General features: G+C 39.0%; 7 protein-coding genes. 5 read left to right on the top strand and 2 right to left on the bottom strand.

Annotation, left to right across the window (positions count from 1 at the left end):
• Positions 1 to 51: 51 nt before the first annotated feature.
• Positions 52 to 501 (bottom strand): c-type cytochrome, encoded by a 450-nt coding sequence (locus KO02_RS09210; RefSeq protein ID WP_200878626.1) that lies wholly within the window; start codon positions 499 to 501, stop codon positions 52 to 54.
• A gap of 401 nt (positions 502 to 902) precedes the next feature.
• Here KO02_RS09210 and KO02_RS09205 point away from each other — a divergent pair, with 401 nt between their 5' ends.
• From KO02_RS09205 to bglX, 5 genes are all read left to right on the top strand, one after another.
• Positions 903 to 3788 (top strand): triple tyrosine motif-containing protein, encoded by a 2886-nt coding sequence (locus KO02_RS09205; protein ID WP_038697731.1) that lies wholly within the window; start codon positions 903 to 905, stop codon positions 3786 to 3788.
• A 360-nt stretch (positions 3789 to 4148) separates the two neighbouring features.
• Positions 4149 to 7265, top strand: coding sequence for a SusC/RagA family TonB-linked outer membrane protein (locus KO02_RS09200; RefSeq protein WP_038697729.1), 3117 nt, complete (start codon positions 4149 to 4151; stop codon positions 7263 to 7265).
• A gap of 19 nt (positions 7266 to 7284) precedes the next feature.
• Positions 7285 to 8712 carry a RagB/SusD family nutrient uptake outer membrane protein gene (locus tag KO02_RS09195; protein ID WP_051959840.1) on the top strand — a complete coding sequence of 476 codons (1428 nt, stop codon included), beginning with the start codon at positions 7285 to 7287 and terminating at the stop codon, positions 8710 to 8712.
• A gap of 87 nt (positions 8713 to 8799) precedes the next feature.
• A complete protein-coding gene (locus tag KO02_RS09190; RefSeq protein ID WP_038697727.1) occupies positions 8800 to 10146 on the top strand; it encodes a glucoamylase family protein in 1347 nt (448 codons plus the stop codon).
• A 34-nt stretch (positions 10147 to 10180) separates the two neighbouring features.
• Positions 10181 to 12469, top strand: coding sequence for a beta-glucosidase BglX (bglX, locus tag KO02_RS09185; protein ID WP_038697725.1), 2289 nt, complete (start codon positions 10181 to 10183; stop codon positions 12467 to 12469).
• A 75-nt stretch (positions 12470 to 12544) separates the two neighbouring features.
• Here the strand turns inward: bglX and KO02_RS09180 are convergent, their stop codons facing one another.
• Positions 12545 to 15415 (bottom strand): alpha-L-rhamnosidase, encoded by a 2871-nt coding sequence (locus KO02_RS09180; RefSeq protein WP_051959839.1) that lies wholly within the window; start codon positions 15413 to 15415, stop codon positions 12545 to 12547.
• Positions 15416 to 15468: the final 53 nt, after the last annotated feature.

Here is a 15468-nt window from a genome sequence, read left to right as displayed (position 1 = left end):
ATTATATAGAAACAAAAGCTGCATGTAGTACATGCAGCTTTTGTTTCTTCATCACTTTAACGACAAAATATAGCTCACCATTCTTTCAGCATCTGTATCCGTCAATTTTGGATGAGCCAACATCACTGCATTACCCCATGCTCCAGTCCCACCCAATACAACTTTTTGAGCGAGTATCTGAATATAGATCGTATTTGTAGGATATCGTGCAGCAATATCACGAAAGGCCGGACCAAATGACCTTTTATCTTCTTTATGGCAGGTAAAGCAATCTGAATAGGCAATCAGCACTTTTCCACTTTCAATTACTGGTAAAGGAATGGAATCATTTTTCCCTGGAATGGGTTTGATGTAATCCTTTATGCGATCTACCTGATTAACAATAACCTCTTCCTTACCTCTGGATGAATGGCAGCCTATCACAAGGATCAGCATACAAAAAACCCACCAATACGTTCGGATAGGATGACATGGTATGAACTTATTCCTTAACAATTTCATTTTAACACAGCCCTTAATGGAATCTCCTTCCAGATTTATACCTTTTTTTAAACAAGTGACGATTCAAGATCCGTACTTCTGCTCTATGAATATAACTTATTTCAACCAAATAAAGCTAATAATAGCGCTACTAGAACCAAGAAAACTTTCATACACAGTCGCGTTATAGCCTATCAGGTTGCATTCGATGACGTATACGAAGATGAGCGTCCTATTGAAGACTAGATCAAATAACGAAGCAGCTGACTATTGGATTGATTGTAAGCCTAAATTCATATTTTGACTATGAGGTGACTAGGATTCTTCCTATATCTAAAAATTTATATAAATTACACCAAAAGATAGTTCAGCGTATTAATTTATAAATCTGGAATATTTTTTAATGATACAACATACAGTGCATGAAATTTTTATTAAAAAGCTTTTTTACTCTATTTTTATTACTTTTTAGTTTCATTACCAAATCATTAGCTGGCGATATTCAATATCTGGCAAGCCCTTGGGTTCAACAATATAGTAAATCAACATATCAAGCTGGAAATCAAAACTGGGGATTAAGTGTCGATCAAGAGGGATTGATATATGCTGCAAATTCTGAAGGTCTATTAGTATACGATGGTGCCTATTGGAATCTACATCCACACCCCAATAAAGGAATCGTTAGAGTCGTACAAGTACATTCCGATGGGAAAATCTATACAGGCGGTCAGTCGGAGTTTGGTTACTGGGAAAAAAATGACAAAGGACGATTGGCATATCATTCCATAAGCAGCCAACTACTGAAAAATCTGAATGATGAAATATGGAAAATTATCATCCAAGATAATCGGATTATCTTTCAATCTTTCTCCACCATCTATATTTATGAAAATAAAAAAATAAGAACTATTACTGGAGATGGAGAACCCTTTCTCTTTGCATTTCAAACGAATAAAAGAATTTTTATAGAGAAAATACCTAGTGGTCTTCATGAATTAAAAAATAACACATTAATCCCTGTTGCGGGGAAAGACCGGATCAAAGGATCCAATATACTCAGCATCCTCCCTTTCGATACGAGTTCATTTTTAATCGGAACAGCTAAATCTGGATTGTTCTTAATGGATAAAAATGGGAATATAGCACCATGGGAAAATGCAATAAATGAGGAACTTAAAAATGCACAAATCAACAATGGTATAAAACTACTTGGGCAATATTACGTATACGGCACAATCTTAAATGGGGTCTATATCTTAGATCAGTCTGGGCATCTCGTCCAGCACATCAATAAAAGTGTTGGTTTACAGAATAATACGGTCCTGAGTTTGAGTATAGACAAACAATCCAATATCTGGACAGGCTTGGATAACGGCATAGACCGTATTGCTATTAACGCTGATCTATACTATTATTCCGATAAATCGGGCAAACTTGGCACCATCTATTCCGCAAAAATATACCAAGGCTTCCTGTATCTGGGTACTAATCAAGGGTTATTTTATACGCCATGGAACCAGCATAAGAAATATCAACCGATAGATTTTAAGATGATTGCGGGGTCTCAGGGTCAAGTATGGAATTTAGAGGTCATCAACGAAGTTCTGGTGTGTGGACATAATACAGGTACATTTCAAGTAAAAGGCACGCAAATGTCTTTATTGTCACCCCAAACAGGTGGATGGGTCATAAAACAACTCTCACCACATTTCCCTACCGTATTACAAGGCAACTATACCGGAATATCCCTATTCCATAGTATGCCCAATGCATTACAATTTAGTACACAGTATCCAAACTTTAAATCTGGAGTACAGTTATTAGAAACACAAAGTAAAAACAACGTATGGGCTGCTGGTTATAATGAACTGAATCTAATTACATTTTCAGATAATTTTGACGCTATTAAACAGATTAAACCCTATGCACAACAGAAAGGGTTGCCTAGATCTGCTAATATCGGTGTTTTCAAATTAGCCGATATCAATGTCTTTACAACGGATAGTGGTTTATATCTATACGATGAACTGGCGGATAAGTTCACGCCTTACGAGCACTTGAATAAGAAACTGGGAACATTTGCCAAAGCCAATAAAATTACCGCTGCTGGAAACAATAGTTATTGGTTTATTAATCAAACCCGTATTGCTTTAGTCGATTTACAGCCAGGTGGACAGATTCAGATTGATTCCATCAAATTAGCTCCACTAGAAGGTAATATGATGAAATACTATGAAAATATAACCGCCCTCAACCCCAAACAGTACCTCATCAGTATTGATAATGGTTTCTCATTGTTAAATTTAAATCGTGACAATTTTCAACCTAATGCAGTACCTATTCCACTAATTCGAAACATAAGAACACTATCCGGTACTGATAGTATTTATTTTAACAGTGTTAAAGAATTAGTAGAAATAAAACACAAAAACAACAGTATAAGAGTATCTTATGCACTTCCATATTACACAGAAAGTGCTATTCAATATCAATATAAATTAAATGGTGTCCAAGATGAATGGTCCGATTGGACCAAACTACCCTACAAGGAGTTTACAAATCTGGCAGTAGGTAATTATAGCTTTGTGATCCGCGCGAAGCTTCCCAACGGTTATATTACCAAAGAAAATAAGATTGAGATTGAAATACTGCCGCCCTGGTATAGAACATGGTATGCCTATCTGGCCTATCTTATCGGTTTAGTCTTTATGACTAAATCTATTCGCATATGGTATAAGAAAAAACTAGTTAAACATGAACAAAAATTGCGAGAAGACTATCTAGTAAAGCAAGATGAACTTTTAAAACAAGAAGCAGTTCGCGCACAACAGCACTTGATTGAGGTTAAAAACAAACAATTGGAGCAAGAACTCTACAATAAGAATAAGGAGTTGACCAATGCAACGATGAACATTGTGCATAAAAATGAATTGTTAAACTCACTAAATCATGAGCTCTCACAGTTGAAGGATGAGAATGGTAATAAATTAAAAGCAGAACAGCTCCAGAAAGTGGCTAAGATTCTTAAAAATGCATACGAGGACAATATGGATTGGCATCTTTTTGAACAGAGCTTTAATGAAACACATGAAAACTTCTTTAAAAAATTGAAGTTACAATTTCCAGAATTAATGCCCAACGATTTAAAACTATGTGCCTACCTCAGATTAAACATGAGCAGTAAAGAAATCGCAAGTTTATTAAACATTACAACCCGCGGAGTGGAAATAAGAAGGTACAGATTACGTAAAAAACTGAACCTACCTACTGAACAAAATTTAAGCGACTTTTTAATGAATATCAACTAAAGGAATGCCCTGATATCGGAGTATCTCAACTACGACATCAGGGCATTTACCTGTTTCAATACCTTAAAACACTACATCATTACCTCTCATACGATATAGTGTATATTAAACACTTAGTGTAAAATAAAGTAACGCAACACTTACCTTAACAAGCTGATTATCTACTACATATTTGGCTTTATTCAGCAAATACAAGTTATTGCAAGCGCTGATGTATTAATGTATAAGTGTTAAATTATACATTCCGAATACTACATCACATCTTTGTTGTAATGAAATTTAACATAAACGTTAAATTCTGTTAACAAACATTCAGAACAATTAGAATTAAATAATTAAAAGTCACTAAAAAATTCACCTATGAGGAAGTTATTTACATTACTATTACTCCCTGCATTTTGTCACATTAATGTGTCGGTATATGCGCAAAGCGGTAAAGTGATTACTGGAAAAATTACAGATAAATCATCAAATGCTGTTCTTTCAGGAGTGACCATTGCGGTTAAGGGGACGAGCGTTGCAACGCAATCAGACGCCAATGGAGAATTTAAAATTACAGCCGACCCAAATCAAGTATTAGTATTCCGTTATATTGGTTACGACGGAAAAGAAGTCATCATCGGCCAACAAAATAATGTACTTATTAATTTAGCTGAACAAAACACAGCTTTAGATGAGATTGTAGTTATTGGTTACGGTACCGCTAAGAAAGTGGATTTAACAGGATCAATTGCACGCGTAACTGCAAGTGACATTGTTAAACAACCGGCATTAAATGCCGTACAATCCGTTCAGGGAAAAGTTGCTGGAGTCAATATCATTGCCAATGAAGCCCCAGGCTCTGCTCCTACAGTTGTTATCCGTGGTGTAGGAACGGCATTAGGTGGACGAGAGCCTTTGTATATCGTAGATGGATTTCCTGTTGATAATATTACCAATATCAATTCTGCAGATATCGTATCCATTGATATCTTAAAAGATGCTTCTTCGGCCTCTATCTACGGTCTTCGTGCTGCAAATGGTGTGATATTAGTCACCACAAAAAAAGGAAAGGTAGGTCGTGCTCAGATTACCTATGATGGATATGTGGGTGCTAAAGGCATCCTAAATCGTGTCAAAATGGCAAATGCTAATGAGTATGTGACACATTTTAATGAAAACTTAAAAGGTATTGGTACAACATCTGGATTTTTAGCAACTGATCAAGCTAACAATACGGATTGGTACGACGAATTGATTCAGACTGGTATGGTGACGAATAATGTCGTTAGCTTATCTGGAGGTTCAGATGTAGTGGACTATTTCTTTAGTTATAACAACTTTACAGAAAAAGGAATTACGGAAGGTTCGCAATATGTTCGAAACACAATCCGTAATAACAATACCTACAAATTTTTTGATAATAAATTAAAGATCAGCCAGACACTGAACATCTCTTTCGCTAATGACCGTAATAAGCCACTTAGCGCATTTGATGCAGCATACCGTCAATCGCCATTAGTACCAGTACAGTATGCTAATGGTCGCTATGGAAGACCTATTTATAATAAAACTACGGGTGAAGCGACCTATGTCCTTGGCGCAGGAGAAGTTGGAGGAAAGTTGAATGATACAGGAAACCCTGTATACGAAAACATGATGCAACAACAGTACAATAAGAACATGTCAATTCAAGGTGGCCTTCAAGCAGAATATCAAATCACCAGTGATTTAAAATTCACTTCCCGTCTTGGAGTTACGCAGTACTTTTCTCAAAACAGAGGCTTCAATAATATCAAAGATCGTTATTTAAATACGGACCCTCTCAATACAGCTACGGAATTTGAGCAATTAAAAGCGCAAAATCCTACCTCATTGACTTATGCAAATAATAGTTTAAATATCGCTAAAACACAAACTTTCCGTTGGACTTGGGAGAATTTCCTATCCTATCAAAAAAGTTTTGGGAAGCATAATCTAGACGCAACTTTAGGGAATTCAAGAGAGAAATCAGGTATTGGCGATATGTCTGATCTGACGGGATATGATGTTCCTAATCAAGAGCAGTATTGGAATATCAATTTCGCTTCTTCACAATACACCAAACAAGTTAATCAAACGTACTATACGCCACGAGCATTGATTTCATATTTTGCACGTGCACAGTATAATTATGATTCCAAATACTATTTAACAGCTACTGTCCGTCGTGATGGCTCAAGTACATTTAAAGCTTCAGGAGACTACTATGGTATTTTCCCATCATTTGGAGCAGGTTGGACCGTGTCCAATGAGAGCTTCATGCAAGGTTCAGGTATTGATTTCTTAAAAGTACGTGCAAACTGGGGTCGATTGGGTAATCAAAACGTTCCGCTAAACATTTCTCAAGTCTTATCATCTCCAGGTTCAGACAACTATAATTATGTGTTCGGACCAGGTCAAGACTTAATTTTTGGAGCAGCGTATGGAAGTCCGGCTAGAAACCTAGGATGGGAAGTAACCGAAGAATCTGGTTTAGGTGTTGATTTCACCTTATTAAATAACCGTTTAAGTGGTAATATTGATTATTATAATAAGACCAATACCAATGTTATTTTAGAAGTAACACCCTTACTTAACTCAGCATTCTCACAAAGGTATTTTGACCATGGTGGAAAAGTATCTAATAAAGGAATTGAGCTTGGGTTAAACTGGACGGATCAGATCAATGAAAACCTATCTTATAGTATCGGTGGTAACTATTCTTACAATAAAAATATCTTGAAAGATGTCGAACCAGCCTATGACGGAGCTATCGGTGGAAGTTTGAATAATGGTCAAATCACCAAGCAGTTAAAAGAAAATCAACCTATTTATGCATGGTATATGTATGAGGCCGTTGGTGTATGGCAAACAGATGCCGAAATTGCGGGAGGAGTTGCAACAACTGGAGCAAAACCGGGTTACTTAAGATATAAAGATCAAAATGAAGATGGCGTTATCGATGAAAATGACAAAATCTTCCATGGATCATATTTACCATCTTCTACATTTGGTTTAAATCTAAGTGTCAACTATAAAAAATGGGATTTCACTGCGCAAGGCTATGGAGTTGCAGGCAACAAGATTTACAATGGTCTAAAGGGAACGCGTGTTGATGGTGGAGAGAACATCACTAAAGAAACTTTTGATAACCGTTGGACTGGAGCAGGAACGTCCAACACACATCCAGGTGCAGCTCATGATGCGTTAGCTTCGAGTTACTATTTAGAATCGGGAGCATATTTTAGAATCAACAACTTAACATTAGGTTACACCATTCCAAAATTATATAACTCATCATCAAAAATTAGAATGTACGTAACAGCACAGAATCCGTTTATCTTTACAAAATATACCGGTTTCTCCCCTGAAATTTCAGGTGCCAACTCGGGTATTCCTTCTGAAACCGCAGGAATCGAGCTTTCAGCGTACCCAACAACACGCAATTTTATTTTCGGTGTAAATGTTTCCTTCTAAACTTTAAAAATTAAAAATCATGAAATTTAACAAATTACATATCGCCTTAATTTTAACAGCAGGATTGAGCATGTCCGCCTGTAAGGATTCCGCATTTTTAGACGTCCCTTCACAAGAAATTGTGGAAGAAGGTGATAAAGATCAGGTATACACACCTGAGTCTTTTGTCAATGCCATCTACGGTATGTTTACCGACTGGAATTACGCCTTTTCTTATGTTGCCATTACCGATATGCTTTCGGATAACGCCGATAAGGGGTCTTCTCCTACCGATCCAGGGGGCGATAAGCAAGAGATTGATAATCTTGTCTACACAAGTTCTTCCGGTTCATTCGGAGCGTTATGGTCTCATTGGTATAAAGCTATTGGTCGTGCGACACAGTCTATTGAGTTGACAGAATCAACTGAAATTGAAGATGCCGCATATAAAAGCAGACTTACCGGTGAAGCTAAGTTTTTACGTGCGTTAAACTACTTCTATCTCGTACGCGGTTGGGGAGATGTTCCCATTCAAGAGCAAGATTTGATCATCCGTGCACCCAAGGCAGAGGTTTATGCTTATATCATCAAAGATTTAAAAGAGGCTATCGAAGCACTACCAATAAAATCAGCCTATGCACCTAAAGATTTAGGTCGTGCAACAAAAGGTGCGGCACAAGCCCTATTGTCAAAAGTATATTTGTATAATGAGAATTGGACAGAGGCTTATAATTCAGCCAAAGAAGTCATCAATTCTGGACAATATGGCTTAGAATCAAAATATGAAGTACTGTGGCGCGCAAGTTCGGAAAATGGAACAGAGTCTATCTTTGAATTCCAGGGACGTGGCGAAGCGATTGCACATGGCGTTAATCAGTATTCAGAAGTTCAAGGAGCGCGTGGCATAACTGGTTGGGGATGGGGTTTCAATACACCATCGGAAAATCTATTAAATGCTTTTAACGCAGAGAAGGATGACATCCGTCGCGATGCAACCATTATTTTCCGAGGCGAAACCTTATATGACGGTCGATTAGTTGGAACAGGTGTTGAAAACCCAATGTACAACGAGAAAGCTTATTCATCAGCAAATGCTGGTGCTGGTGATGGTGATAAAAATGTGCGCTATTTACGTTTAGGAGAAGTATACCTCATCTTAGCAGAGGCTGCCAATGAAATGGGCAACACAGCAGAAGCTACAACAGCACTTAATACCATTCGTAACCGCGTTAAATTGCCCAATACAACAGCTTCAACTCAAGCTGATTTACGCAAAGCGATTTGGAAAGAACGTCGTCTGGAATTAGCTTTTGAACATGACCGTTGGTTTGATCTAGTACGTACTAAACAAGCTCCCGAAGCCATGAAAGCAGATGGAAAAACATTTACTGAAAAGCATTACTTGTTCCCAATACCTTACGAACAATTAACGCAAACTCCTGATATGGTGAAAAACCCAGGGTATTAATCCAGCATTTAAATAATACATGAAAGAACTTAGGTTTAGCACTGCTAAGTCTAAGTTCTTTGATTTTTTTCGCATTACTTATCTACTATGAAATTAAAATTTAATCACAAGCTGATCTTAGGCTTATTGTTAGTTGGTGCTTTCGCTACCTCGTGTAAAACGCCTCAAACCATGCTAAAATCAAGTATTACGGATGATTCTTTAATGACTTTGGTCCAAAAGCAGACGTTTAACTATTTCTGGGAAGGTGCCGAACCTAATTCTGGAATGGCAAGAGAAAGAATTCACATAGATGGTGTATACCCCCTTAATGATTTTAATGTGGTCACTGTTGGAGGTTCTGGTTTTGGTATCATGGCCACGATAGTTGCTGCGGAACGCGGTTTTATAACAGCAGATGAGGCAACGCAACGATTTGACCGAATTGTAGATTTTCTAGCAAAGGCAGATCGCTACCATGGCGCTTGGTCGCATTGGATCGATGGTCCTACCGGTAAATCCAAGGTTTTTGGAGATCAAGATGATGCTGCAGATATCGTAGAAACCGCTTTTATGGCCCAAGCATTAATCTGTCTACGCGAATATTATCAGAACGGAAACGATCAACAAAAGCAAGTTGCAAAAAAAGCGGATGCTTTATGGAAAGGTATTGATTGGGATTTCTTTAGAAATGGACAAGATGTGTTATACTGGCACTGGAGTCCTACGCATGGTTGGGGTATGAACCATGCTATCCAAGGTTATGACGAATGTTTAATCAGTTATGTATTGGGCGCAAGTTCACCGACGCATCCTATCCCCGCTTCCACATACCATGAAGGTTGGGCACGAAGCGGCGCTATCGTTACTTCGGCTGAGAAATTCGGAATTCCACTTGTTTTAAAACATAATGCGCCAGAAAATGGTGTTGGTCCGTTATTTTGGTCGCATTACTCCTATTTAGGGTTAAATCCAAAGGGCCTTCAGGATCAGTATGCCGATTATTGGAAGTTAAATGTCAATCATACTCGAATTAATATTGAACACGCTAAACTAAACCCACTTAAGTATACGGGTTACGGTGAAAATTCTTGGGGTTTTACAGCGAGTTACTCTGTAGATGGCTATAATGCCCATCATCCAGACAATGATCAAGGTGTTGTTTCTCCAACAGCTGCACTATCTTCTATGCCCTATACCCCAAAAGAAAGTATCAAGGCCATGCGTTATTTCTATGAGAAAAAAGGAACTGAGCTATTTGGTAAATATGGATTTTACGATGCTTTTTCAGAAACAGCAAACTGGTATCCACAACGCTATTTAGCCATTGATCAAGGCCCCATTGTTGTCATGATTGAAAATTATAGAACAGGGTTAATTTGGAACTTGTTTATGCAGGCACCAGAAATTAAAGCAGGACTGAAAACCTTAGGTTTTAAAAGTCCAAATCAATAAGCATTTTATTCACATACATAATACCTATTAGAACATGAAACATTGGACTTCCCTATTCGTCGCTGTTGCATTGGTTCCGACTCTGGCTTTTACACAGCCCGTTAACAAACAAGATCCTAAAATGGATAAGTTTGTTTTGGCACTAATGAAAAAAATGACGGTTGACGAAAAAATTGGCCAGTTAAACTTAGTTACTGCAGGTGAGGTAACCACAGGTGCCACCGCTAGTACCGGAGTTGAAGCGAAAATTGCTGCTGGACAGATTGGAGGAATCTTCTCGATGACCACACCTCAAAAAATTCGTGCTGCTCAAGAACTTGCTGTCAATAATACGAGACTTAAAATTCCGATGCTATTCGGACTCGACGTCATCCATGGCTATAAAACAACGTTCCCCATTCCATTGGGGCTTTCTGCAACGTGGGATATTCCCTTAATTGAAAAGACAGCTCGCATCGCTGCACAAGAAGCCACTGCCGATGGGATCAACTGGACTTTCTCGCCTATGGTCGACATCTCTCGAGATGCGCGCTGGGGAAGAATTTCTGAAGGTTCGGGAGAAGACCCTTATTTAGGGTCACAGATAGCACGTGCTATGGTTAAAGGATATCAGGGTGATGATCTGACAGCAATCAATACGATGATGGCTTGCGTGAAACACTGGGCACTCTATGGGGCTGCAGAATCTGGAAAAGATTACAACACGACGGATATGAGTTTACACCGTATGTATAATGAATACTTCCCTCCTTATAAAGCTGCTATCGAAGCTGGAGCAGGCACCGTAATGACTTCGTTCAATGATATCAACGGTATTCCAGCAACTGCTAACAAATGGTTAGTGACAGATGTCCTTCGTAAAGAATGGGGCTTTGATGGTATGGTTGTAACGGATTATACCGGAATTGCAGAACTGATCGAGCATGGATTAGGAGATTTACAACAAGTTTCGGCACTTTCATTAAAAGCAGGTGTCGATATGGATATGATCTCTGAAGGATTTTTAAATACGTTAAAGAAATCATTAAAAGAAGGAAAAGTATCTCAAGCTGATATCGATCGCGCATGTCGCTTAATCTTGGAAGCAAAGTATAAATTAGGTCTATTTGAAGATCCATACCGCTACATCAGTGAGGACCGCGCTAAAAGCGAGTTGTTGACGCCTGCAAATCTTGTAGTCGCTCGCGAAGCAGCAACAAAGTCTTTCGTTTTATTGAAAAACGAAAATCAACTTCTTCCTTTACAGAAAAAAGGAACAGTTGCTGTCATCGGTCCACTAGCAAATACACGCGCCAATATGGTGGGTACATGGTCTGTGAGTTCGGATTTGATCAATACCCCTTCTCTTGTGGAAGGTATGCAATCTGTTTTGGGCAATCAAGTCAAGATAGTGACACATTTAGGTTCTAACTTATTGGAAGATGCCGTTTACCAAGAACATGCCACCATGTTTGGACGTACGATCCCCAGAGACAACAGACCTGAATCTGAAATTATAGCTGAAGCTTTACAAACAGCTGATCAGGCAGATGTTATCATTGCCGCATTAGGTGAATCCTCAGAGATGTCTGGAGAGAGCTCCAGTCGGACAGAAATCGGGATACCTGCTATCCAACAACGTCTATTAGCAGCATTGCTAAAAACAGGAAAACCAGTTGTTTTGGTTTTATTTGCGGGTAGACCAATGACATTAACCTGGGAAGACGAACATGTTCCTGCCATCTTAAATACCTGGTTTGGAGGTTCTGAAACAGGAGCAGCAGTAGCTGAAGTATTATTCGGAGACGTCAATCCTTCAGGTAAATTAACGGCTACTTTCCCTAGAAATGTAGGGCAATTACCCATCTATTATGGGCATAAAAGCACCGGTAGACCTTTAGCTGAAGGTGGAACTTTCCAAAAGTTTAGATCCAACTATATCGACGTTATCAATAGCCCACTTTATCCATTTGGATATGGTTTGAGTTATACCACTTTCGATTACGCAGATTTAACATTAGACAAAGCTTCAATGAAACCAGGACAGGCTATCACAGCAACGGTAAAATTGAGCAATATTGGAAAATATGACGGTGAAGAGGTTGTTCAACTCTATCTTAAAGATTTAGTTGGTTCGATCACGCGCCCCGTTAAAGAATTAAAAGGCTTTCAAAAAGTATTTTTAAAAGCTGGAGAATCCAAAGTTGTAACCTTTACCGTTACTGAGGAAGATTTGAAATTCTATAATAACGATTTGAAATTCGTTGCTGAACCAGGAGACTTCACGTTATTCATTGGTAAAAACTCGCAAGAGCTTTTAGAAGCTAACTTCGAGTTGAAATAATAATTTTCATTTATTAATGAAGGAGCTATCTTTTGCGAGATAGCTCCTTTTTTGATATAAAAATGCTGCGCGTCCTTAAGAGATATCTTTTATCTCGATTTGATATATCCCAGAACCTATACGAAGCTTAAGATAGCCTTCCTCTTCTTTTATATCCTGGACAAAGTCGCTTTTGGACAACAATGTTCCATTGATGTAAATTTGATCTGCAGGAGCTTTAACATAAAAATAGGCTGTTGTATTGACCGGAACCTCAAGCGTATGGAGTTTAACCGGTCCCGAATAATCCCATTCAGATCTGATTTTACCTGCAATGGAATGATATGCTCCCTTTACTTGCCTAATGGCCAAATCTCCCGTTGGGATTTCGGGCTTAATCACAAACGTACTGTAACCTCTTTCCAATGCGCTGATACCGACCATATGCTCAAACATCCACTCATTCACAGAGCCAAAAGCATAATGGCTGAAAGAGTTCATGGCAGCGTTATGAACGAAGCCCTCATCCTGCGTGTAACTATCCCAGCGCTCCCATATTGAGGTTGCACCGTTGGCCACCTCATAGCCCAAAGACGGGTATTCTGTACTTAACAATAGTTTATATGCTTTATCTACCGATCCAGTAGCGGAAAGTGCTGGCAATAATGGTTTAAATCCTAAAAAACCTGTTGTTAGTTTATCACCATTATTGGCGACAAGCTGCCTTAAATGATTTCCAGCAATTCTGAGGTCCTCACCTTCAAATATCCCCGAATAGATTGCGTTGGCATATGCTGTTTGCGTATGTCCATAAAATCCATTTCCCCCTTCTACATACCCCTGTCCGTCACCATAAGCCGCATTATTCGTCTTCAATTTATTATCGCTCCCTAAATAATGTTTTTTAAATCCTGCCCGCATAACCGACGCCTCCTGCTCAAATGAAGTGGACAGCTCCTTTTCACCGATAGCCTCACACATATCCGCCATTAATCTCGCGCAATAAAAATAATATATACTCGCTACCAAATCCGGACTAGTCTTATCACCGATAGATAACCAATCGCCAAATCCACCTTTCGGATCAACATCATCAAATGCACCTTCCTTGAGCACATTATCCTGAGCTCTACGCTTCAAGAAAGACATGAATTTCATCATATAGGGCAACGATTCCTTCACAATATCACGGTCATCATACGCTTTAAAAATCTCATATGTACAGATTATACCTGCCTCAGACCAACCAGGAGAAAAACTATCTGTAGCCCGAATAGCCGCCACCCCCGCTGCATTGACCGGCATGGGTGCATAGATAGGAAAAGCGCCATTAGACCACTGCGCATCGTTCAGATCCCGTATCCATTTTTTATGGAATGAAGCGACATCAGCATTATAGATTGCCGAACGCATGTAAACCTGTGCATCTCCCGTCCAACCCAATCGTTCGTCTCTTTGGGGACAATCCGTAGGAATATCCAAGTAGTTGGCGCGCTGTGTCCATACGATATTGCTATACAATTGATTGAGCATGCTATTGTCTGAAGTAAAGCTCCCCACTTGTGCTAAATCAGAACTTAAGGCCAAACCAGTCAAGAAATCTAAATCTGGGTCTTGTTTTAATCCCGATACTTCAACAAATTGAAAACCGTGAAAAGTAAAACTGGGACTCCAGCGCTCCTCTGTTGCTTCACCCTTAAAAACATACGTATCCGTAGCCCTTGCTTTTCTTAGATTTTCGGTCATTAAAGTACCATCCGGGTGCAACATTTCACCATAGCGTAACACCACACTGTCCCCCACATTTCCTTTTAATTTAAGTCGAACAATACCTGCAAAATTTTGACCAAAGTCTACGATATATTTGTCCTTAGCAATTTTTTTAATGGATTTTGCAGCCAATTCTTCAACAACCCGAACGGGTTGACCTGGATACAGCTGTAATGCCTGTCCATCCTTATTAGCCACTTCCTGTACCTCGCTCCATTGCTTATCATCAAATCCAACTTTATTCCAATTAGCAGGCTCTTTTCGCGCATCATACGTTTCACCTTGTAGCATATCCGCTTCCAATACGGCACCAGTATCAATCTTCCAGCTCCGATCTGTAGCAAAAACTTCTTTCGACCCATCTTCATAGCGTACATCGACCTGTGCCTTCAGCAATGGAAAATCACCATAGAAGCGGTTTACCTCTGGCGAGCCTACAAGTAGCGCATAACCCAAATATCCGGCATACCAACCATTGGCAAGTGTTGCTCCGAAAGCATTCTGTCCCTTCTTTACTTTATCGGTTACATCATAGACGTTGTAATACACACGCTTATCATAATCCGTCCAACCTGAAGCAAAATAATCACTCCCCACTTTTTCACCATTGATATAAAAATTATGTAAACCAAGCGAACTGATATACAACCGCGCCGATTTCACCTTTTTAGTTACACTCACTTGTTTTCTTAAATAAGGTGATGGCGGCAAATGATAGGCACCAACTTGAGCCAAATGATTTAAATCTGCACCTATCCATTTGGCTTTCCATTCTGCTGCTTGCAGCTTAGCCATCTCCCAGGTAGCTGCAGTACTCCATGCACCCTCCTTTCCATCAGCATCCCACACTTTCACTTTCCACCATACCTTTTTTTCAGAACTTAAGGTTTTACCAGCATAATGTATCTGATTCATCTGCTGTCCTTTTATTTCACCCGTATCCCAGAGGTCACCCTTATTTTTATTTAAATTTTCCAAAGAACTGGCCACTAAAATCCGATAAGCCGATTGGTATTGACTAAATTCTTTTGATTGCAGTTCCCAACTTAAACGCGGACTCAGTTCATCAATAAAAGGATCTACTTTATATTCAGTTCGCAGGTAAGTGGGCGTAATTTCTGCACATACAGAAGTTACCAAACAAAGTAGCAGACACTTCGTAACGAACAATAACTTGATGCTAAATTTTGAATTCATATGCGATTACATGTTGATTTGAATATTTCCTATTGCCAAATGAAAGGCGGTTG

Origin of the sequence: Sphingobacterium sp. ML3W (genome assembly GCF_000747525.1) — a bacterium.
GTDB lineage: Bacteria > Bacteroidota > Bacteroidia > Sphingobacteriales > Sphingobacteriaceae > Sphingobacterium.
The sequence above is the reverse complement of the archived record's forward strand: the minus strand, read 5'-3'. Positions and strand labels throughout refer to the sequence as shown.